Below are 21,669 nucleotides of genomic sequence, written 5' to 3'. Positions count from 1 at the left end.
GACACCATGAAAATCACCCTGATGCGCGCCGCCGCATGCCTGGCATTGTTTGGCAGCGCGATGGCGCATGCCCAGACCTATCCAACCAAGACGATCACGATGATCGTTCCATTCGCCGCCGGCGGTCCAACCGACACCGTGGCGCGCCTCGTGGCCCAGTCGATGGGCACCAAACTCAAGCAGCAGATCATCATCGAGAACGTCGGCGGCGCCGGCGGCACGATCGGCGCGGCGCGTGTCGCCAAGGCCGCACCGGATGGCTACACCCTGTTCCTGCACCACATCGGCCAGTCCACCGCGCCTTCGCTGTACCGCAAGCTCAGCTACAACGCCCTGGACAGCTTCGAAACGATCGGCCTCGTCACAGACGTGCCGATGATGATCGTCGCGCGCAAGGACTTCCCGGCCAAGGACTTCAAGGAGTTCCTCGCCTACGTCAAGGCCAACAAGGACAAGGTCACCTACGCCAATGCCGGCGTCGGTTCGGCTTCGCACCTGTGCGGCATGCTGTTCATGACGTCCATCGGCACCGACCTCACCACCGTGCCGTACAAGGGCACCGGTCCTGCGATGAACGACCTGCTCGGCGGCCAGGTGGACTTCATGTGCGACCAGACCACCAACACCACCAGCCAGGTCAAGAGCGGCAAGATCAAGGCCTATGGCGTGACCACCAAGGCGCGCCTGCCCTTCATGAAAGAGCTGCCGACGCTGGCCGAATCGGGCCTGCCGGGCTTTGAAGTCGCGGTCTGGCACGGCATGTACGCACCAAAAGGCACGCCGAAGCCGATCGTCGACACCCTGGCCAGCGCCCTGCAGACGGCCCTGAAGGATCCGAACGTGGTGCAGCGCTTCGCCGACCTCGGCACCGAGCCGGTTTCGGAAAAACGCGCCACGCCGGAGGCACTGCGCGCCCACGTCAAGGCCGAGATCGAGCGCTGGCAGCCGATCATCTCCAAGGCCGGCGTCTACGCCGACTAAGGCGCAGGACAGCAGGCAGCGGGCCGCCACGGAACCCCTTTCGTGGCCGGCCCGCAAGTCGTCTGGCCGCCCGGAAGGAGACATCCCGGCGGCCGCGACATCAAGCTCGACAGTATTCATCAAGCAATAAAGGAGCGCGCAGTGCCATCATTCATCCGCCATCCAAAGGACTTCTGGACCGGCTTCATCTTTCTATTCTTCGGCCTGGCCGCCATCATCATCGGCCTCGACTACCCGATGGGTAACGCCGGCCGCATGGGCCCGGCTTACTTTCCGACCGTCCTCGGAGGGCTGCTGACCCTGGTCGGCGCAATGGGCATGATCCGCTCCTTCCTGCGTCCTGGCGAAGCGATCGGCAAGTTCCACCTGAAGGAACTGTTCCTGATCCTGACGGCCGTCATCCTGTTCGGCTTCCTGATGCGCAAGGCCGGCCTGGTCCCCGCCGTGCTCGTGCTGGTGCTGCTCGCCGCCTATGCCAGTCCCAAGTTCACCTGGAAAGCGAATATCGTGCTGGCCGTCGGCCTGGCCGCATTCGCCGTTCTCGTGTTCGTCAAGCTGCTCGGCTTGCCGATGCCTATCCTTGGCCCCTGGTTCGGCTACTAAGAAGAAAACATGGAAATCTTTGCTAATCTCGGATTGGGCCTGGAAACGGCCTTCACCCTTACCAATCTCGCCTATTGCCTGATCGGCGTGTTCGTCGGCACCGCCGTCGGCGTGCTGCCGGGCCTGGGCCCGGTTGCCACCATCGCCATGCTGCTGCCGGCCACCTTCGGCCTGCCGCCGGTCTCGGCACTCATCATGCTCTCGGGCATTTATTACGGCGCCCAGTACGGGGGCTCGACCACCGCCATCCTGGTCAACCTGCCGGGAGAATCGTCCTCGGTGGTGACGGCGATCGATGGCTACCAGATGGCGCGCCAGGGCCATGCCGGCCGGGCGCTTGCCACCGCTGCGCTCGGCTCCTTCTTCGCCGGTTCGGTCGCCACCGTCCTGCTGGCCCTGTTCGCGCCGCCGCTGGCCGACCTGGCGCTCAAATTCGGCCCGGCCGAATACTTCTCGCTGATGGTGCTCGGCCTGGTCGCCTCCGTCGTGCTGGCCAGCGGTTCGCTGCTCAACGCGATCGGCATGGTGATCCTGGGCCTCTTGCTGGGCCTGGTCGGTACCGACGTCAACTCGGGCCTGGCGCGCTACACCTTCGACCTGCCGGAACTGGCCGACGGCGTGAACTTCGTGATCGTTGCGATGGGCATGTTCGGCATCGGCGAAATCATCCGCAACCTCGAGCACGACGAGTCGCGCACGGTGATGATGAAGAAGGTCAAGGGCCTGATGCTGACCAAGGACGATCTCAAGCGCATCATCGCGCCGGTGCTGCGCGGAACCGCCATTGGTTCGGCCCTCGGCATCCTGCCGGGCGGCGGCGCCATGCTCGCCTCCTTCGCCTCCTACTCGATCGAGAAGAAAATCTCGAAGAACTCGGCCATGTTCGGCAAGGGCGCGATCGAAGGCGTGGCGGCACCGGAAGCGGCCAACAACGCCGGCGCCCAGACCTCGTTCATCCCGATGCTGACCCTCGGCATTCCGTCGAACCCGGTGATGGCGCTGATGATCGGCGCCATGATCATCCAGGGCATCCAGCCTGGTCCTGCCGTGATGACCGAGCAGCCTGCGCTGTTCTGGGGCCTGATCGTCTCGATGTGGTTCGGTAACCTGTTCCTGGTGGTGCTGAACCTGCCGATGATCGGCCTCTGGGTCAAGATGATCACCGTGCCTTACCACCGCCTGTATCCGGCCATCCTGATGTTCTGCTCGATCGGCGTGTTCAGCCTGAACAACAACGAGTTCGACGTCTGGCTGATGGCCTTGTTCGGCCTGTTCGGCTACATCTGCGCAAAACTGGGCGCCGAACCGGCCCCGATGCTGCTGGGCTTCATCATCGGCCCGATGATGGAAGAGTACCTGCGCCGTGCGCTGCTGCTCTCGCACAGCGACCCGCTGGTGTTCGTCACCCGTCCGATCAGCGCCACCATGCTGGCCCTGGCCGCCGCGGCAATGATCGTCGTGCTCTTGCCTTCGCTGCGCAAGAAACGCGAAGAAGCATTCCACGAAGAGTAATCGCAGCCCCCCCCCACCCCCGCATCGCGCGGGGGTGGGGTGTTTCACCTCTCCGCACCACCGCAGTGCACAAATTTGGCCCCTGCGCACCCTTCTTGCTCTATTGAACAACACTTCTTGTGCGAAATTGCACAAACGCCTCGCAAGTGGCATGAAGTCATTGACAATATTGACTCAAGAAAATACAGTTTCATTATAGATGGCACAGTTCCACCAAGAGAAACGCCGCCGCTATACCCCCGAAGTATTGCCGTCCGGCCTCGTCGGGGCCGGAGCACCTCGTAACCAGGAGACCGAATTAATGAAGAAGAACATCCTTGCAATGGCCGTGCTCGCAGCTTGCGCCTCGACCGCTTCGGCGCAGACCAGCGTGACGATCTATGGCGTCCTCGATGCCGGCGTAACCCACATCAATAACGACGGCTCTGCCTTCGACAAAACCAACGTCGAAGCTGGCCAGATGCAGACCTCGCGCTGGGGCTTCCGTGGCACGGAAGACCTGGGCGGCGGCATGAAGGCCCGCTTCGGCCTCGAGGGTACCCTGCTGAACGACGTCGGTTCGGCCGGCGTGAACACCGGCTCGCCGAGCAGCGCTACGTCCTCCACCGCGCTGTTCGACCGTGAAGCCACCGTCGGCGTGAGCGGCGGCTTCGGTTCGATCGACATCGGCCGCCAGAACATCCTTGGTATCGGTTCGGTCGGCCTGGCTGACCCGATGGGCCTGGCCTTCGCTGCCAACAGCCCGAACGTGCTGTTCGGCGCCATGAACTTCGGCGCGGTCTACGGCGGCTTCGGTGCCAACGGTCAATTCAACAGCGCCCTGCGCCAGTCGAATTCGATCAAGTACGTCTCGCCGACCTTCGCCGGTTTCGGCTTCGGCCTGATGCGCGCCTTCGGCGAGGTGAATGGCAACACGCAGGCTGGCTCCTACCAGGGCGCGTCCGCGTTTTACAACGCAGGCCCGATCGGCGTCGCCGGCGCGTACGCCCGCATGAAGAACGCCAACAACACCGACCTGCTGACCTCCGCCGGCGTCGGCCTGAAGTACACCATGGCACGCGCCGTGATCAAGGGCACCTACATCGCCAACGAAGTCGACAGCACCAACCGCACGATCTCGGTGGCCGGCATCGGCGCCGACATCCCGCTCGCGCCTGCCTTTACGCTGACCGCCGCGGTCTACAACACCAAGCGCTACGGCGACTTCGGCGCGGACACCGACTCGCAGCAGTACCACCTGATCGGCCGTTACGCGCTGAGCAAGCGCAGCACCGCGTACGCAGCCTACACGCGCGCCAACACCAGCAATGTCCTGCCTGCCAACACTGGTACGCTTGCTGGTTTCGCAAGCGGCGACATCAACCTGGCGCAGGGCATCGTCACCGCAGGCAGCGACTCGGCCAACCGCTTCACCGTGGGCGTGATGCACTTCTTCTGATTCAAGCTCGCTTGAATCAAGTTGGTTGAACAGCACGGCGGCCCCTGGGCCGCCGTGTTTTTTTTGGGTAAAAGGTTTCGATATGATTTCACAGGACGAGGACGGCAGCATTGTGCCGCCAGGATTCGAGCGTCTCAAGCGCGGCGGTCCCTACATGGCGAGCCTGGGCTTTCTGTACTGCCGGCGTAGCGACGGCGAGATCGTGATCGCGATGCGCATCACGGAACAACACACCAACATGCGCGGCATCGTCCACGGCGGCATGCTGGCCAGCCTGGCCGACTCGGCCCTGGGCCTGGGCCTGACGATGGCCTGCGAAGGACGCAATTCTTTTGTCACGGTCAACCTGAGTACCGATTTTATTGATGCCGCCCGCCCCGGCGACTGGGTCGAGGCGCATGTGCACATCGGCCGCATCGGCTCGCGCGTGGCGTTCGCGGACTGCGAACTGCTGGTGGACGGCAAGCGCATCCTGCGCGCCAGTGGGGTCTTTGCAGTGATGAAGGCGCTGACGGCGGCCCAGCTCGACGCAGGCTACTAGGACTCGAGCCGCGCCGCGATCTCGATCAGGCGCGGCCGCACTTCCTCGAGCAGGAATTGCTCCGACACGCTAGACGAGGGACCGCCGCAGTTGATCGACATCAGCTGGTTGCCGCCGATCGGATAGAAGCCGACCGCGATCCCGTTGACGTCCTTCTGCCATTCGCCGAACGAGGTCGTGCAGCCGTACTGCGCATAGTCGCGCGTGCCGCGTTCGATCGCTTCCAGCACGGCCGTGTAGGCCATCTCGTCGAGCTCCTGGTAGCGCGTGAGGATATCCTGGCGCTCCTGCTCGCTCGCCTTGACCAGGTAGGCGCGCCCGATCGCCGACACCGCCAGCGGCATGCGCGAACCCACCTGCAGGGCCAGCGCCAGCGCCGCCGTGCTGCGGCAGACTTCGATATAGATCATCGAGAGCCGGTCGCGCACCGCGATCGAGACCGTGGTGCCGGAAAACTCGGCCAGCTCCTGCATCATCGGGCGTGCCAGCTGGCGGATGTCGAGGCGCGCCAGCATCGCCGCGCCCAGCCCGAGGGTGGCCGTGCCGAGCACATAGCGCCCGCCCGTTTCCTGCACCAGGTAACCCAGGCGGGTGAGCGTATAGGTGAAACGCGTGACGGTCGACTTGGGCAGGCCGCAGCGCTCGGCGATCTGCTGGTTGGTCAGGCCCTTGTCGGCCGAGCGAAAGCACGACAGCACCTCGAGGCCGCGCGCCAGCGCCATGATGAAATAGCGCTCCTCGTTCTTGCGCGAGGCGTCGACAAGCTCCCCGCCGTCAGGGTCATGGCCGGTGTTTGTCGTATCGCTCGCTTGCATGGTGGACCCCAGTGTGGACAGTGGAATACGGGCCTTCTCGAATGAGGCTTTGCCGGGAAGCACAAGGCATGGCACACTGGCCTTGCCGCAGCGGCAGATGAGCTTTATCAAGACACGATGTTTGGTTCCGTGGCCGCGTACTTACACATCGTTTGCGGCGCGATAACAAAACATTGCTACTCACCTGAAATTATCGTATCCTTTTTTTGTTCCATTTTACACCCTGTAGTTTCGCGTAGCAAAACCAAAATCGCTGAATCCACCGGGAGCGCCGATCGCGCGCCCATTAACGAGGAGTCGCATGTTCACACATGACGTGTTGGCGAATAAACAGGCAAGCCGCCCTGACGGCGCCGCTATCCGCGGTTTTGCCTCCTCCTCCCTCCCCCTTTTCGAACTGAACGCACGCAGCCTCGCGCCCTTGCGTTTCCATGCCGGCTATCCACAACGAGGTGCGCTCATGCCGTAACGACGCGCCTGGCCAGCAGCATCCAAATCAATAACGATCACACCAATAATGGAGACACGATTTTGGAGCTTTTCCTGCAACAAGTCCTTAACGGGCTGACCCTTGGAGGGGTCTACAGCCTGGTCGCACTCGGGCTCACCCTCGTCTACGGCATCCTGCACGTGCCGAATTTCGCGCATGGCGCCTTCTACATGGCCGGCGCCTATTCGGCTTTCTTCATCATGAACAAGCTGGGCATGAACTACTGGTGGGGCATGCTGGGCGCCGCCGTCGTGGTCGCCCTCATTTCCGTACTGTCCGAGCGGCTGGTCTTCCACCCGCTGCGTAAGGCGCCCTACCTGCACCACATGATCGCCTCGATCGGCATCCTGCTGTTCCTGGAAGCCGGCGCCCAGGCCATCTGGGGCGCGGACTTCCACCGCATGGACACGCCCTATACCCAGCTGCTCGAATTCGGCGGCCTGACCCTGCCGGCCCAGCGCCTGTTGATCATCGCCGCGGCCTTCCTGCTGGTCGCCTTGCTGCAGCTGTTCCTGAAGAAGACCATCACCGGCGCGACCATCGTCGCCATGGCCCAGAACCGCGAAGGCGCGGCCCTGGTCGGCATCGACGCCACGCGCGTGGCGATGCTGACCTTCGCCATCGCCGGTGCATTGGCCGGCGTCGCCGCCGTCCTGTACGCGCCGATCAACCTGGTCTACACCTCAATGGGCAACCTGGTGATTACCAAGGCTTTTGTCATCATCGTGCTGGGCGGGATGGGCAGCGTGCCGGGCGCGATCGTGGGCGGCCTGATCCTCGGCTTTGCCGAAGCCTTCGGCGCCTTCTACATCTCGACCGACTACAAGGACATCATCGCCTTTGCGATCCTGGTGCTGATCCTGTCCGTGCGTCCGCAGGGCCTGTTCGCCAAGGGAGCCCACTGATGAAGCTCTTTAACCCAACCGTCGGCTGGAGCTTCCTGCTGGTGCTCGCGCTGGCCTTCCCCTTCCTCGCCGGGAACGACTACCACCTGACCGTGATGTCGACCGCCTATATCTACGCCATCGCCACGATCGGCCTGAACCTGATCACCGGCTACACCGGCCAGTACAACCTGGCCCACAGCGGCTTCATGGCCGTCGGCGCCTATACCGTCGGCATCCTGACGGTCGACCATAACGTGCCGTTCTGGATCGCGTTCGCGCTCTCGGGCGTGTTCGCGGCCTTCCTCGGCTTCTTCGTCGGCATCGTCTCGCTGCGCCTGAAGACCCACTTCTTCTCGATCTTCACGCTCTGCGTGGGCTACATCATGTACCTCGTGATCGAGAAATGGGAGAGCCTGACCCACGGCACGGTCGGCATCATCGGCATCCCGGCGCCGCCATCGATCGGCGACATCGATTTTTCCACGCCGCGCCCGCAGTACTACCTGGTGCTGTTCTTCCTGGTCGCCAGCCTCTGGATCATGCACCGCATCGTGCGCTCGCTGCTGGGCCGCACCTTCATGGCGATCCGCAACGGCGACGACCTGGCGCAGGCGCTGGGCATCAACCTGATGCGCAACAAGCTGCTCGCCTTCATGCTGTCGGTGTTCTTCTCGGGCCTGGCCGGCGGCCTGTATGCCGGTTTCGTGCGCTTCATCGGTCCGGGCGTGGCCAGCGTCGAGCACACCTTCGACATGACGATGTACATGCTGATCGGCGGCATCGGCACCCTGCTTGGGCCTTTGCTGGGCGCGATCGGCGTGCCATGGCTGACCCAGTACCTGCAGGTGCTGCAGGACTACCGCTTCGTGGTCTTCGGCCCGCTGCTCGTGATCCTGGTGATCTTCCTGCCTTACGGAATCGTCGGCACCTACATGAACCGCAAGCGCCGCAAGGAAGCCCTTGCCGCGCAGGCCGCGAGCACGCCTCAGCCTGCGCGCGAGGGCGGCGCACTGCCCGGCGCACTGCCGGCTGCGAAAGGAGCGACCCATGCTTGAAATCGATTCGCTCACCAAGCGCTTCGGCGGCCTGGCGGCCGTCAACGACGTCAGCGTGAAATTCGCACGCGGGACCATCAACGCCATCATCGGGCCGAACGGGGCGGGTAAAACCACCTTCTTCAACCTGGTCAGCGGCGCGTATGCCCCTACTTCTGGCCGCGTCGTCTTCGACGGGCGCGACGTGACCGGCCTGCGCGCCGACCAGATGGCGCGCCTGGGCATCGGCCGCACCTTCCAGAGCACGACCCTGTTCGATACCGCGACCGTGCTCGACAACCTGATCGTGGGCCACCGCCTGCGTACCAGGTCGAACCTGCTCGACGTCGTGCTCGGCAGCGGACGGTTGAAGGAAGAAGAACGCATCTGCCGCGAAAAAGCGCGCGCCGCGCTCGACTTCGTGGGCCTGGGCCACATCGAGAACCGCATCGCCGGCGACATCTCGCAGGAAGAACGCAAGCGCGTCGCCTTTGCGCTGGCCCTGTCGACCGATCCGACCATGCTGCTGCTGGACGAACCCGCGGGCGGCGTGAATCCCGAGGAAACCGTGGGTCTGGCCAACCTGATTCGCAAAATGGCCGCCAGCGGCCTGACCGTCTGCCTGATCGAACACAAGATGGACATGATCATGAACCTCGCCGACAAGATCCTGGTGCTGAACTACGGCGAAAAAATCGCCGAAGGCACGCCTTCCGAGATCCGCGCCAATCCGGTCGTGATCGAAGCCTACCTGGGGAGCGAACATGCTGCGGCTTGATAAAGTCTCCCTCTCTTACGGCAGCTTCCGCGCCCTGCACGACGTCTCGATCCACGCCGACGAAGGTGAACTGGTGGTGCTGCTCGGTTCCAACGGCGCCGGCAAGAGCTCGATCTTCCTCACCATGAGCGGCCTGCAGAAAGCCAGCACCGGCAGCATCCGCTTCGGCAACCACGAACTGGTTGGGCGCAAGCCCTCGCAGATCGTCGCCGACGGCCTGGTGCACTGCCCGGAAGGACGCAAGCTCTTCCCCGGCATGTCGGTGCTGAAGAACCTGACCCTGGGCGCCTACGTGCACCGGCGCGACAGCAAGGGCACGCAGCGCTCGCTGGAAGAAGTCTTTGAACTGTTCCCGATCCTGTTTGAAAAGAAGGACATGCCGGCCGGTTCGCTCTCCGGCGGCCAGCAGCAGATGGTGGCGATCGGCCGCGCGCTGATGGGCCGCCCGAAAGCGCTGCTGCTGGACGAACCTTCGCTGGGCCTGGCGCCCCTGGTCGTGAAGCAGATGTTCGAGGTGATCGCCCGCATCAACAAGGCCGGCACCACCGTGCTGCTGGCCGAGCAGAATGCGTATGCGGCCCTGAACATCGCCAGCCGCGCGTATGTGATCGAACAGGGCCACATCGTGATGGAAGGCGGCCGCGAAGAGCTGCTCAATAACGAACAGGTACGCAAAGCTTATATCGGCGCATAGATGCCGAGTTGAAGCACTACAACCACCGCAGCAACCACAACAAGTAAATCTTAGGAGACGCAAAGATGAAAGTGCAAGCCAAGTTGTCCCGCCGTACCCTGCTCGCCGCAGCCGCCGCCACCCTCGCCTTCGCCGCCGGCGGCGTGCAGGCACAGGAAGTCATCAAGATCGGCTACTCCGGCCCCCTCTCGGGCGGCGCCGCCCTGTATGGCAAGAACGTGTTGAGCGGCATGGAAATGGCCGCCGCGGAAATCAACGCCAAGCCGCTGCAAATCGGCGGCAAGAATTACAAGGTCGAAATCGTCGCCCTGGACGACAAGTACAACCCGGCTGAGACCGGCATCAACGTCCAGCGCCTGATCCAGCAGCACAAGACGGCAGCCGTGCTGGTCCCGCACTCGGGCGGCATCTTCGCGGTCCAGGGCATGAACGAGAAAGCGAACATGCTGCTGCTGGCCTACACCAGCCTGCCGCAGGTGACCGAACGCGGCAACAAGCTCACGATCCGCATCCCGCCTGATTTCACCGGCTACATTGCCCCGTTCACCAAGGCGATGATGACCAAGCACGGCAAGAACGTGGCCATGGTGCAGGCCGACCACGACTACGCAAAAGCCTGGTCGGCCGCCTTCAAGCCGGCCTGGGAAGCTGCCGGCGGCAAGGTCGTGGCTGAAAATCCGATGTCCTACAACAAGGCCACCGACTTCTACAGCGGCGTGTCCCGTGCAATGCAGTCGAAACCGGACGTCATGTTCATCGGCGGCGCCTCCGAGCCGACTGCACTGGTGGCCAAGCAGGCACGCGAACTGGGCTTCAAGGGCGGCTTCATCATCCTCGACCAGGCCAAGATCGACGAGATGGCCAAGGTGGTCGGCGGCCTGACCCCTCTGGAAGGTTCGATCGGCGTGATGCCGCTGGCGAACGACACCCGTCCGGAAGCCGTCGCCTTCACCGAACGCTTCCGCAAGCTGAACCCGGGCAAGGATCCTAGCACCGAGATCAGCCTGAACTACTCGGCCGTGCACGCGACGGTGGCTGCCATGAAACTGGCCGGCACCACCACCGACGCGACCGCGATCCGCGCGCAGATGGAAAAAGCCTTCACCACCCTGCCGGCGATGTATAACCCGAACGACATCGACGGCCTGGACAGCAAAGGCGGCACGATCGCCAACGTCATCCTGGGCACGGTCGAGGGCGGCAAGATCAAGGGTCAGTTCCTGCGCGCCCTGAATGCGGGCAAGTAAGGCCGGTAACTAAACGTCAGCGAATGATCGCCGGGGCCCTTGCGTCCTGGCGGTCATGGTCGTTGAACTCGGTCCGCTCCGAATAGCGCGGATCGGGTGCAACATACACGTTCACCGAATGCCCAAGGGCACCCGGAGGCGCCACCTGGTTCAGGTCGAACATCTGGACGATGGGGCTGACATTGAAACTCCAGGCGAATTCACCCGATCCGTTAACGAAGCGGATGGTATCGCCGGCAACGACATTCACATACCGTGTGTCTTGCGTGAGGTTCACGGTACGGGTAGCGGCCACCGGCGGGACTGGTGAGCCGAGCAGGTCGGCGCGCGGCGTAACCGCGGTTGCCGACATACAGGCCGTCAACATCGTGACGAGGACGGCCGGAACAAGTGGACGGGATGACATGATGCGCTCCAATAAAACGGACAAACGTCAATTTCAATGTATGCCGTGGATGGCAATAAATGAAGCGCGACAGTCATAAATAGTTTTGCGTGTTGGCCCGGGGAATCAAGGTGTCCTTCAAACGACGCCGCGTTCTTTCAGCTCCTTTAGTCTCTCTTCAGACAAGCCCAGCATCTCCGCCAGCACCTCGTTCGTCCCCTCCCCCAGCGTCGGCGGCGCCTTGCGCACCGGCAAACGCTCGCCATTGAAACGATACGGCGAGGCCATCACATCGACCGTGCCCGCCACCGGATGCGGCATGCGCGCCACCAGCCCTGAATCGACGGCTCGTTTCGAGGTCATCGCCTCGTGCAGGCCCGCGACTTCGCCGCAGGGAATGCCGACCTGGGCCATGCGTTCCAACAAATCCTTGCGCTTGCGCGCCGAGACCGCCTGGCGCAGCTGCGGCGCCAGTTCCTCGCGGTGCTTGGTGCGCTCGAGATTGGTTTTAAAACGTTCGTCGCTGGCCAGGTCGGGACGATCGATGACCTCGGTGCAAAAGCGCAGGTACTGGCTGTTGTTTCCAACTGCAATCACCAGCGGGCCATCTTCCGCTTCGTACACGCCGTAGGGCATGATCGACGGGTGCGCATTGCCGTAGCGCGGAGGATCGTTCCCGCGCAGCAGCGCTTCCAGCCCGTAATAGGCGGTGATCATCAGGCCGCAATCGAACAGGGCCATGCCGACGTGGCGGCCGACGCCGGTTTTCTCGCGGTCGTAGAGCGCGGCCAGCACGCCCTGGGCCGCATACATGCCGGTCATCATGTCGACTGCCGCGACGCCGAATTTCAGCGGCGGCTGGGTCGGCTCGCCATTCAGGGCCATCAAGCCGGCCTCGCCCTGGATCACCAGGTCATAGCCGGGACGCGCCGCTTCCGGCCCGGTGCGGTCGTAGCCCGTGATCGAGCAATAGATCAGGCCAGGCTGCTCTTTCACGAGTTCGTCGTAGCCGAGACCCAGGCGCTCGATGTCGCCGAACTTGAAGTTCTGGATGACGACGTCGCTTTTCCGGATCAAATCACGCGCAATCTGCTGGCCCTCGGGCGTTTTCAGATCGAGGCAGACCGAACGCTTGTTGCGGTTGACGCTGTTGAAATAGGCCGTCTCGGTGGAACCGACGCGCATGCCCCAGTCGCGCGTATCGTCGCCGCGCACCGGGTGCTCGACCTTGATGACCTCGGCGCCCAGGTCGCCCAGCACCATGGCGCACCACGGGCCGGCCAGCACCCGCGACAGGTCGAGGACGCGCACGCCGGCCAGCGGCAGGGAGGATTTGCTAGTCACTGTGTCTCTCCAGTGCGTCCGCGCAGGGACGCGAAATCAGGTGCGCGCTTATCAAAAAAGGCCTTGATGCCTTCCTGCGCTTCGTCGTCGCCCTGGGATTGCGCCATGGTCTGCGCCTCCAGGTCGAGCTGTTGTTCCAGGCTGGCGTGGCCCGCACTTTCGCACAGGCGCTTGATCCGTTCGGCGGCGTTCGCGGGACCGCCGGCAATGCGCCCGGCCAGCGCCAGCGCTTCGGCCAGCGCCGCACCAGGCTCGCTCAAGCGGTTCACCGCGCCGAAGGCGTGCAGGCGCTCGGCGGGAATCCGTTCGCCCAGCAGGCACAGCTCCATCATCTGCTGGCGCGACAGGAATTGCGACAGGAAGGAGGTGGCGCCGCCATCGGGACTCAGGCCCACCTTCACATAGGCCATCGTGAAGAAGGCATTGTTCGCGGCCACCAGCATGTCGCAGGCCAGGGCCAGGGACATGCCGGCGCCGGCCGCACCGCCCTCCACCGCCGCAATGACGGGTTTTGGGCAGGCGCGGATCGCGCGGACCAGGTCGTGCAGGCGTTCGATCTTTTCGCGGCGCTGCGCGGGCGCGAGTTCACGCCGCGTGGCCAGCTGGCGCAGATCGCCACCGGCGCAGAAGAAGTCGCCGTCGCCGGCGAACACGATGGCGCCGATGGCCGGATCGGACGCGGCGTCTTCCAGTGCTGCCGGCAGCGCATCGTACAGCGCCGGGGTGATTGCGTTGCGCGCAGCGGGATTGCTGTTGACCAGCACCCGCACCGCGCCCTCGGTGCGTACCAGCAGGCCGGCCGTCATGCTGCCTGCTGCTCGCGGCCGAGCGCAATATAGCGCTCGAGGTGGTGGTCTTCGTCACCCAGCTGGTGGTCGATCATCACCAGGCGCTTGGCGTAATGCGCCAGCGGCAGTTCCCAGGTCATGCCGATACCGCCATGCAGCTGGATGCATTCCTCGGCCACCAGGGTGCCGATGCGGCCGATTGACATCTTGGCGGCGGACAGCGCGCGCTCGCGGGTGAGGCGGTCCGCATCGAGCGCGGCTGCCGCGTTGATGACGGCGGAGCGTGCCTGTTCGATCTCGAGCAGCAGGTCGGCCATGCGGTGCTGCAGTGCCTGGAAGCTGCCGATCGGGACGCCGAACTGCTTGCGCGTGCGCAGGTAGTCGAGCGTGGCCGCCTTGGCCGCTTCCATCGCGCCCAGCGCTTCGGCGCACAGGGCCAGGATGCCGCGCCCAACGACGCGCTCGACGGTGGCGAAGCCGCCGCCTTCCACGCCGAGCAGCGCGTCGGCGCCGAGGCGCGCGTCGGTGAAGCTCAGTTCGGCGACGTGGCCGCCGTCGATGGTCGGCGTGCTGCGGATGGTGAGACCTGCCGTATCAAACGGCACCAGGAATAGCGAGATGCCTGATTCGTCGTCGATCGCGCCCGCGGTGCGCGCCGAGACCACGAAGACCTTGGCCTGCCCACCCTGCGGCACCACCGACTTCGTTCCGCTCAGGACCCAGCCCTCGCCCTCGCGTTTGGCCGTGAGGCCGACGCGCGCCATTTCATAATGCGTCTCCGGCTCGTCGTGCGCGAAGCTGGCGATGGTGCTGCCGTCGGCGATCTCGGCCAGCAGGCCGCGCTGCGCTTCGTTGCCGGCGACGGCAATCGCCTCGCCCGCCAGTACGGCGGAAGCCAGCAGCGGTTCGAGCACCAGGCCGCGGCCCAGGGCTTCGAAAATCACGGCGATATCGAAACCGGCGCCGCCGAAGCCGCCGTCTTCCTCGCGCATCAGCACGCCGATCGCGCCCAGTTCGGCAAAGTGGTTCCACATCTCGGGCGAATAGCCTTCGCTTGAACCGGCGATCTTGTTGCGGGTCTCGAAGCCATAACGCTCGGCGATGAAGCGGTTCAGGCTGTCGGCGAGCATGCGCCGTTCTTCGGTATGTTCGAAATTCATGTCGGTATCCTTACAGTCCGAGAATCATCTTGGAGATGATGTTCTTCTGGATCTCGTTGGAGCCGCCGAAGATCGACAGCTTGCGGTTGTTGAAGTACTGGGCCGCGGCGGCCGCTGCGAAGTCGGGGCCGAAGGGCTGGCCCTGGTAATCGGCATCGAGCATGTCCTGGCTGAAGGGACGCGCATGCACGCCCATCGCCCGGCGCGCCAGCGAGGTGATCTCCTGGCGGATCTCGGTGCCGCGGATTTTCAGCATCGAGCTTTCCGCACCCGGCACGCCGCCGCCGGCCACCGCCGCGATCACGCGCAGGTTGGTCGTCTTCATGTTTTCCAGGTCGATCTCGACGCGCGCCAGGCGTGCTGCGAAGGTCGGGTCATCAAGCAGCGGTTTACCGTTGCGCGTCTGGCGCGCGGCGATTTTCTTCAGGCGCGCCAGTGCGGCCACCGAGAAGCCGACGCCGGCGATATTCGTGCGCTCGTAGGTGAGCAGGTATTTGGCGCAGGTCCAGCCGGCGTTTTCCTCGCCCACCAGGTTCTGCACCGGGACGCGTACATCGGTGAAGAAGACTTCGTTGACTTCATGCTCGCCGTCGAGGGTGATGATCGGGCGCACCTCGATGCCGGGCGAATTCATGTCGATCAACAGGAAGCTGATGCCCGACTGCTTCTTGGCCTCGCGGTCGGTGCGCACCAGGCAGAAGATCATGTTGGCGTACTGGCCGAGCGTGGTCCAGGTCTTCTGGCCGTTGACGATGTAGTGCTCGCCCTCGGCGTCAGTGCCGCGCACGGCGGTGGTCTTGACCGCGGCCAGGTCGGAGCCGGCGCCCGGTTCCGAATAACCCTGGCACCACCAGTCGTCGCCGTTCAGGATGCGCGGCAGCCAGTAGTCCTTTTGCGCGGCGTTGCCGTACTTGATCAGAACCGGGCCAAGCATGTTGACGCCGAAGGGCACGATGCGCGGCGCATGGGCAATCGCGCTCTCGTTCTCGAAGATGAATTTTTCGATGGCGGTCCAGCCCGGGCCGCCGTATTCCTCTGGCCAGTGATTCGCGAGCCAGCCGCGCTCGTTGAGAACGGCGTGCCATTCTTCCATGTCGGCCTTGGACAGGTGCTTGCCCTCGGCGACCTTGTCGGACAGGCGCGCCGGCAGCTTCTCATCCAAAAAGGCGCGGACTTCGGCGCGGAAGGCTTCTTCTTGCGGGGTGAAATTCAGGTCCATGGCGTTCCTTAATAAATCTCGAACAGGCCGGCGGCGCCCATGCCGCCGGCGATGCACATCGTGACGACCGCATACTTGGCCTTGCGGCGGCGGCCCTCGAGCAGGATATGGCCGGCCAGGCGCGCGCCGGTCATGCCGAACGGGTGGCCGATCGAAATCGCGCCGCCGTCCACGTTCAGGCGCTCGTCCGGGATACCCAGCTGTTGCTGGCAGTAGATCGCCTGCGAAGCAAAGGCTTCGTTCAGCTCCCACAGGTCGATGTCGTCGACGGTGAGGCCAAAGCGCTTGAGCAGCTTCGGCACCGCGAACACCGGGCCGATGCCCATCTCGTCGGGTTCGCAGCCTGCCACCGCCATGCCGCGGAAGGCACCCAGCGGGGTCAAGCCGAGGCGTTCGGCTTCTTTCGCTTCCATCATCACGCAGGCCGAGGCGCCATCCGACAGCTGCGAGGCGTTACCGGCTGTGACGAATTTACCTTCGCCCATGACCGGCGCCAGCTTGGCCAGGCCTTCATAGGTGGTGCCGCGGCGGTTGCAGGTGTCTTCGCTGACCGTGACTTCCTGTTTGGTGACCGCCTTGGTCTCCTTGTCCGTCACCGCCATGGTCGTGGTGCAGGCGACGATCTCTTCCTTGTAGCGGCCGGCGAGCTGGGCTTCCTCGGTCTTGCGCTGGCTCTCCGCCGAAAAACGGTCCTGTGCTTCGCGCGAGATGCCGTAGCGGCTGGCGACGATGTCGGCCGTCTCGATCATCGGCATGTAGAGCGCCGGCTTGTTTTCCAAAATCCACGGGTCCATGCCGGAGTCGCCGCTGTCGCGGGTGCGGATCTGCGAAATGCTCTCCACGCCGCCGGCGATGATGGCGGGCGCGCCATCGACGACGATGCGCCCGGCGCCAATCGCAATCGCCTGCAGGCCCGAGGCGCAGAAACGGTTCACGGTGGTGCCGGCGATCGTGATCGGCAAACCGGCCCGAATGATGGCCTGGCGCGCGACGTTGCGGCCGGTCGTGCCTTCCGGGTAGCCGCAACCAAGGATCGCGTCCTCGATCAGGGCCGGGTCGATCCCCGAGCGCTCGACGGCGGCGCGCACGGCAAAGGCGGCCAGTTCCGGGCCGGAGGTGATGTTGAATTCGCCGCGGTGCGCTTTGGTGAGCGGGGTGCGGGCGGTTGAAACGATGACGGCTTCGCGCATGGCGAGTCTCCTCTAAGGGGTTCTGTTATTTGTTCAGGCTGGCGAAGTTCTCGCCGCGTGCGACCAGGTCCACCAGCAGCGGCGACGGCTGCCAGAACACCGGGTCTTCCTTGGCGAATTCCTGGATATCGGCCAGGATTTTCGGCAGGCCGACCGTGTCCGCGTAGTGCATCGGGCCGCCGCGATAGCGCGGGAAGCCGTAGCCGTGGACAAAGGTCACATCGACGTCGAGCGGTCGCAGGGCGATCTTCTGGTGCACGACGTTCGCGCCTTCGTTGATCATGGCGGCCAGGTAGCGGCGCATGATGTCCTCATCCGTGAAGGTTTTCGGGGTGATGCCGGCGCGCTGGCGTTCCGCGTCGATGATGGCGTCGACTTCCGGATCCGGCGTGCCGACGCGCGCGCCCTCCGGGTACAGGTAATAGCCGCGGCCCGTCTTCTGGCCGAACCAGCCGCGTTCGCACAGGCGGTCCGGGATCTGCACGTAGCGCGCCTTCGGGTCGCGCGTGGCGGCGCGGCGCTTGCGGGTGGCCCAGCCGATGTCGCCGCCGGCCAGATCCGAGACCTGGAACGGTCCCATCGGATAGCCGAACTCGCGCGCCGCCTTGTCGATCTGCCAGGGCGAGGCGCCGTCTTCCATGATGGCCTGGGCGGCGGCGCCGTACACGGCCAGCACCCGGTTGCCGATGAAACCGTCGCAGACGCCTGCGCGCACTGCGGTCTTCTTGAGTTTTTTCGCAAGTTCAAAGGCGGTGGCGACGACATCGGCGGCCACCTTGGCCGGCACCACGATCTCCAGCAGCTTCATGATGTTCGCCGGCGAGAAGAAGTGCAGGCCGATGACATCCTGCGGACGGGAGATAGAGGCGGCGATCTCGTCGATGTCGAGATAGGAGGTATTCGTGGCCAGCACAGCGCCCGGTTTGCAGACGCGGTCGAGTTCCTTGAACACGGCCTGTTTCACGGCCATGTCCTCGAACACGGCTTCGATCACCAGGTCGACCTGGGACAGCGCGTCATAGGCGGTGCTGCCGCTCCAGCGCGCCATGACGGCGTCCTTGGCTTCAGGCTTGATGCGGCCCTTGGCAACCAGGCCGTCGTAGACTTTTTCCACGTTCGCGCGGCCACGGGCCAGCGCTTCCTCGTCGCGCTCGATCATCACGACAGGCAAACCGGCATCGAGCACCGCAACCGCGATGCCCGCACCCATGGTACCGCCGCCGATGATGCCGACGCCGGCGATCGGACGCGGCTGGGCTGAACGGGTTTCGGGGGCTTTCGCCGCTTCGCGCTCGGCAAAGAAGGCGTGTACCAGGCCGGCGCGCTGCGGGCTGTCCAGGCATTCGATGAAGAGCTTGCGCTCGAGCGCCAGGCCTTCTGCGAACGGCAGGTCGAGTGCGCCCTGCACCGCGTCGACGATTTTCAGTGGCGAGAACAGGCCGCGCGCCTTCTTGCTCGTCTCGGCACGGGCGGCGTCGATGGCCGCCTGCGTGGTGTCGCGATCGCTCAGCGCGCCCGCTTCGCTGGTACGGCGCGGTGCGGCGCCGGAGGCAATCAGTTCACGCGCATAGGCCAGGCCGGCGGCTGCCGGGTCCTCGCCTTCGACCACGCGGTCGACCAGGCCGAGTTTTGCGGCTTCCGTCGCGCCGATATGGCGCCCGCTCAGCATCAGTTCCAGTGCCGCCTTCGCGCCGATCAGGCGCGGCGTGCGCTGGGTGCCGCCGGCGCCGGGCAGGAGGCCCAGCAGCACTTCCGGCAAGCCGAGTTTGGCGCTGCCGAGCGCGACGCGGTAGTGGGCGCCGAGCGCCACTTCCAGGCCGCCGCCGAGGGCCGCGCCGTGGATGGCGGCAATCACCGGCTTGGAACAGGCTTCGATCCGGTTGCACACGTCCGGCAGCGCCGGCGCGTGGGGCGGCTTGCCGAATTCGCGGATGTCGGCGCCACCGAGGAAGTTGCGGCCGGCGCCATTGACGACGACAGCCTTGACCGCGGCGTCCTGCTCGGCCGCGTCGATGGCGTCCGACAAGCCGCGCCGCACGTCGACGCCGAGTGCGTTCACGGGTGGGTTATCGATCGTGACCAGGAGGATGTCGTCGTGGCGACGCGTGCTCACGGAAGCGGATGCGGATGCGGGTGCGGCGGAAGTGTTCAAGCCTGTCTCCTTTGTAGGGTGTTTCGCTGTGCGAAACTGTGTTTTGCAGATTTCAGCGAAATCAACGATACCGCATTTTCGCCATTGCTGTAAATGCCAAGATTACGGTTGAGTTGCTGTCAGTACGCCCTGCGTCTTTTGCAACTTATCAATCAGAATCGAGCGCCGCCATAGGAGGCGCGGATAATGTGTTTCGCTGTGCGAACGGCTATTTCACGAAACAGTTGACACTTTTCTTTTGCGTGTGTGAATATTCGACCAGACCCGGCCCCAGACGCCAGGCGCCGAGACAATCAAGGAAACCATGCAACACGAGATCGAGACCTTCGAAGACGATGCAGCCAAGGACCGCCAGTTCGTGACGGCCCTGGCGCGTGGCCTGGAAATTCTACGCTGCTTTCGCCCCGGCGAAACCTATCTCACCAACAGTGAAATAGCCAAGCGCACGGCCATGCCGAAACCGACGATTTCGCGCCTGACCCATACCCTGACCAAGCTCGGTTACCTCAACTATTCCGCCGACCAGGGCCGCTATCAGCTGGGCGCGGCCGTGCTGGCCCTCGGCTACACCCTGCTCGCCAACCTCGATGTGCGCAAGCTTGCACGGCCCGCGATGCAGGAACTGGCCGAATACGCGCAGTGCAGCGTGGCCATCGGCATCCGCGACCGCCTCTCGATGGTCTACGTGGAAGCCTGCCGCGGCAGCGCCGCCGTCACCCTGCGCCGCGACGCCGGTTCGCGCATTCCGCTGGCGACCACCGCCATGGGCAAGGCCTATCTGTGCGGCCTGCCGCAGAACGACCGCGACTTCCTGATGGACCATATCCGCCTGCAGACCGAAACCAACTGGCCGAAGATCAAGGCCGATCTCGAACAGGGCTTCAGGGATTACCAGGACCGCGGCTTTTGCATGTCCTCGGGACTGTGGGACGCGAACATCAGCGCCGTCGGCGTACCGTTGATCGATCCCGATCCGGCCAAGACCATGGCCTTCAACTGCGGCGGCCCTTCTTTCCTCCTGCCGCAGGAAAAGCTGATCGACGACCTCGGCCCGCGCCTGGTGCAGCTGGTGCGCAGCGTGGAAATGAGCATGGGCCGCAACCTGGGCTGAGCGGGCAACTGAACGCAGTACAGAATTTGCCTGCGCCGCATGCGGCGCAGGCTGCAGCAAAGCCGTCCCTTCGCAGGGGCGGACTCGTGAACATAACTGAAAAGGTGGAGACATGAAGAAGGCAACAAGCATCGTCCTGGCAATGGTGGCCGCAAGCGCCGCACTCGGCACAAGCACCGCGCAGGCAGAAGAATTCCTGGTCGGCGTACAAATTCCCCTTACCGGACCGCTCGCGCGGGTCGGCATGGGCACCCAGGAAGGCATCCGCGTCGCCGCTGAAGTCTTCAACAAGACCAACGGCAAGCACACCATCAAGCTCGTCACCGTCGACGACGAATCCGCTCCTGCCAAGGCGGTCGCCGCGGTCGAGAAGCTGGCCAGCGAAGGCGTCGTTGCAGTGACCGGCGGCTACGGCTCGAACAACATCTCGCCGGCTTCCGACGCCGCCAACAAGCTGGGCCTGGCCTACATCACCTCGGGCGGCGTCGACGACGGCCTGGTGCAAGCCGGCCGCAAGAACTTCTTCCGCATTAATAACACCGCCGGCTACCAGAAAGCCCTGATCGGTTTGATTTCCGACCTCGGCGTGAAATCGGTCTCGATCATCTATTCGACCAAGGACGCTACCGAAGGCCTGGCAACCGACGTCCAGAAAACCCTGGGCGCGAAAGGCGTCAAGGTCGCCATGCATGCCTTCGATCCGGCGATCACCGACTTCAAGCCGATCCTGAACAAGGTCAAGCTGCAGGACCGCTCGGAATTCATCGCCATGGTCGGCTACGAGAACGACTACGTCGGCATCCTGCGCGCCGCGCGCGTGCTCAAGCCCTCGTCGGTGAAAGCCATTGCCGGCGTCTGGTCGCTGGCCACGCCGAAAATGGCGGCCGACTTCCCGGATCTGATGCCCAAGGTCTACGGCACCGCCGTGCTGCCTTTCCCGGTGAATTTCACCACGCCTGAAGGCAAGGCCTTCGGCGACGGCTACAAGAAGCTGCACAACAAGGAGCCTGATTACCTGGGCCAGTTCGGCTACGTGCAGTCGATGCTGCTGTTCGAAGCAATTGCACGCGCGGCCGACAAGGGCACGCTGAAAAAAGGCGGCGTGATCGAAGAGATGCGCAAGACCGACAGCAAGACCCTGATCGGCCGCGTGCAGTTCGACGCCAACGGCGACAACCCGGGCTTCGTGCAGCGCATGGGCCAGCATCAGGGCAAGCAGGTCGTGCTGGTATGGCCTAAGGAATCCGCAAACGGCAAGCCGATGTTCCCAGGCGTGCCTTGGTAAGCATGTAGCAGCCGG

Annotated in this window: 20 protein-coding genes; 12 read left to right on the top strand and 8 right to left on the bottom strand. The window is 64.2% G+C overall.

Features of this window, described 5'->3' with window-relative positions; genetic code table 11:
• The first annotated feature begins 6 nt into the window (after positions 1 to 6).
• The 5 genes from NMB41_RS11505 to NMB41_RS11485 all read left to right on the top strand — a co-directional run bounded on the left by NMB41_RS11505 (position 7) and on the right by NMB41_RS11485 (position 5,075).
• Complete coding sequence (locus NMB41_RS11505; RefSeq protein WP_494382576.1) at positions 7 to 981, top strand: tripartite tricarboxylate transporter substrate binding protein BugD; 975 nt, start codon at positions 7 to 9, stop codon at positions 979 to 981.
• 141 nt (positions 982 to 1,122) lie between these two features.
• On the top strand, positions 1,123 to 1,584 hold the full coding sequence (locus NMB41_RS11500) for a tripartite tricarboxylate transporter TctB family protein (RefSeq protein ID WP_494382575.1): 462 nt from the start codon (positions 1,123 to 1,125) through the stop codon (positions 1,582 to 1,584).
• Positions 1,585 to 1,593: 9 nt separating this feature from the next.
• Complete coding sequence (locus NMB41_RS11495; RefSeq protein WP_494382574.1) at positions 1,594 to 3,096, top strand: tripartite tricarboxylate transporter permease; 1,503 nt, start codon at positions 1,594 to 1,596, stop codon at positions 3,094 to 3,096.
• Between the two features lie 301 nt (positions 3,097 to 3,397).
• The gene (locus NMB41_RS11490; RefSeq protein ID WP_494382573.1) at positions 3,398 to 4,534 is read left to right on the top strand and encodes a porin; all 1,137 of its coding nucleotides are present in this window, start codon (positions 3,398 to 3,400) and stop codon (positions 4,532 to 4,534) included.
• 82 nt (positions 4,535 to 4,616) lie between these two features.
• Entirely contained in the window at positions 4,617 to 5,075 is a 459-nt protein-coding gene (locus NMB41_RS11485) for a PaaI family thioesterase (protein ID WP_494382572.1), read from the top strand.
• On the opposite strand, the gene NMB41_RS11480 is transcribed toward NMB41_RS11485, so the two are convergent.
• Positions 5,072 to 5,797: an IclR family transcriptional regulator gene (locus NMB41_RS11480; protein WP_494382828.1), complete on the bottom strand. Its 726-nt coding sequence runs from the start codon at positions 5,795 to 5,797 to the stop codon at positions 5,072 to 5,074. The genes NMB41_RS11485 and NMB41_RS11480 overlap by 4 nt on opposite strands.
• A gap of 624 nt (positions 5,798 to 6,421) precedes the next feature.
• Here NMB41_RS11480 and NMB41_RS11475 point away from each other — a divergent pair.
• The 5 genes from NMB41_RS11475 to NMB41_RS11455 all read left to right on the top strand — a co-directional run bounded on the left by NMB41_RS11475 (position 6,422) and on the right by NMB41_RS11455 (position 11,020).
• Positions 6,422 to 7,285 carry a branched-chain amino acid ABC transporter permease gene (locus NMB41_RS11475; protein ID WP_494382571.1) on the top strand — a complete coding sequence of 288 codons (864 nt, stop codon included), beginning with the start codon at positions 6,422 to 6,424 and terminating at the stop codon, positions 7,283 to 7,285.
• The gene (locus NMB41_RS11470) at positions 7,285 to 8,322 is read left to right on the top strand and encodes a branched-chain amino acid ABC transporter permease (protein WP_494382570.1); all 1,038 of its coding nucleotides are present in this window, start codon (positions 7,285 to 7,287) and stop codon (positions 8,320 to 8,322) included. Before NMB41_RS11475 ends, NMB41_RS11470 begins: the two co-directional genes overlap by 1 nt.
• Positions 8,315 to 9,079 carry an ABC transporter ATP-binding protein gene (locus NMB41_RS11465; RefSeq protein WP_494382569.1) on the top strand — a complete coding sequence of 255 codons (765 nt, stop codon included), beginning with the start codon at positions 8,315 to 8,317 and terminating at the stop codon, positions 9,077 to 9,079. The genes NMB41_RS11470 and NMB41_RS11465 overlap by 8 nt, the downstream gene beginning before the upstream one ends.
• Positions 9,066 to 9,773 carry an ABC transporter ATP-binding protein gene (locus tag NMB41_RS11460; protein WP_494382568.1) on the top strand — a complete coding sequence of 236 codons (708 nt, stop codon included), beginning with the start codon at positions 9,066 to 9,068 and terminating at the stop codon, positions 9,771 to 9,773. Before NMB41_RS11465 ends, NMB41_RS11460 begins: the two co-directional genes overlap by 14 nt.
• Before the next feature lie 65 nt (positions 9,774 to 9,838).
• The gene (locus NMB41_RS11455) at positions 9,839 to 11,020 is read left to right on the top strand and encodes an ABC transporter substrate-binding protein (RefSeq protein ID WP_494382567.1); all 1,182 of its coding nucleotides are present in this window, start codon (positions 9,839 to 9,841) and stop codon (positions 11,018 to 11,020) included.
• A gap of 16 nt (positions 11,021 to 11,036) precedes the next feature.
• On the opposite strand, the gene NMB41_RS11450 is transcribed toward NMB41_RS11455, so the two are convergent.
• The 7 genes from NMB41_RS11450 to NMB41_RS11420 all read right to left on the bottom strand — a co-directional run bounded on the left by NMB41_RS11450 (position 11,037) and on the right by NMB41_RS11420 (position 19,258).
• Positions 11,037 to 11,426, bottom strand: a complete 390-nt coding sequence (locus tag NMB41_RS11450) for a CzcE family metal-binding protein (RefSeq protein ID WP_494382566.1) — start codon at positions 11,424 to 11,426, stop codon at positions 11,037 to 11,039.
• Between the two features lie 117 nt (positions 11,427 to 11,543).
• Positions 11,544 to 12,749: a CaiB/BaiF CoA transferase family protein gene (locus tag NMB41_RS11445; RefSeq protein WP_494382565.1), complete on the bottom strand. Its 1,206-nt coding sequence runs from the start codon at positions 12,747 to 12,749 to the stop codon at positions 11,544 to 11,546.
• Complete coding sequence (locus tag NMB41_RS11440) at positions 12,746 to 13,555, bottom strand: oxepin-CoA hydrolase, alternative type (protein ID WP_494382564.1); 810 nt, start codon at positions 13,553 to 13,555, stop codon at positions 12,746 to 12,748. The genes NMB41_RS11445 and NMB41_RS11440 overlap by 4 nt, the downstream gene beginning before the upstream one ends.
• Positions 13,552 to 14,697: an acyl-CoA dehydrogenase family protein gene (locus NMB41_RS11435; protein ID WP_494382563.1), complete on the bottom strand. Its 1,146-nt coding sequence runs from the start codon at positions 14,695 to 14,697 to the stop codon at positions 13,552 to 13,554. Before NMB41_RS11435 ends, NMB41_RS11440 begins: the two co-directional genes overlap by 4 nt.
• Positions 14,698 to 14,707: 10 nt before the next feature.
• Positions 14,708 to 15,916: an acyl-CoA dehydrogenase family protein gene (locus NMB41_RS11430; RefSeq protein WP_494382562.1), complete on the bottom strand. Its 1,209-nt coding sequence runs from the start codon at positions 15,914 to 15,916 to the stop codon at positions 14,708 to 14,710.
• A gap of 8 nt (positions 15,917 to 15,924) precedes the next feature.
• The gene (locus NMB41_RS11425; RefSeq protein ID WP_494382561.1) at positions 15,925 to 17,106 is read right to left on the bottom strand and encodes an acetyl-CoA C-acyltransferase; all 1,182 of its coding nucleotides are present in this window, start codon (positions 17,104 to 17,106) and stop codon (positions 15,925 to 15,927) included.
• 25 nt (positions 17,107 to 17,131) lie between these two features.
• Positions 17,132 to 19,258, bottom strand: a complete 2,127-nt coding sequence (locus tag NMB41_RS11420; protein WP_494382560.1) for a 3-hydroxyacyl-CoA dehydrogenase NAD-binding domain-containing protein — start codon at positions 19,256 to 19,258, stop codon at positions 17,132 to 17,134.
• Between the two features lie 304 nt (positions 19,259 to 19,562).
• Here NMB41_RS11420 and NMB41_RS11415 point away from each other — a divergent pair, with 304 nt between their 5' ends.
• Complete coding sequence (locus tag NMB41_RS11415; RefSeq protein WP_494382559.1) at positions 19,563 to 20,369, top strand: IclR family transcriptional regulator; 807 nt, start codon at positions 19,563 to 19,565, stop codon at positions 20,367 to 20,369.
• Between the two features lie 112 nt (positions 20,370 to 20,481).
• The gene (locus NMB41_RS11410) at positions 20,482 to 21,654 is read left to right on the top strand and encodes an ABC transporter substrate-binding protein (protein ID WP_494382558.1); all 1,173 of its coding nucleotides are present in this window, start codon (positions 20,482 to 20,484) and stop codon (positions 21,652 to 21,654) included.
• Positions 21,655 to 21,669 lie beyond the last annotated feature (15 nt).

The organism is Massilia sp. FBCC-B171, from assembly GCF_059134155.1.
Note: the sequence above shows the minus strand (reverse complement) of the source record. Positions and strands in the feature narration are given on the sequence as shown.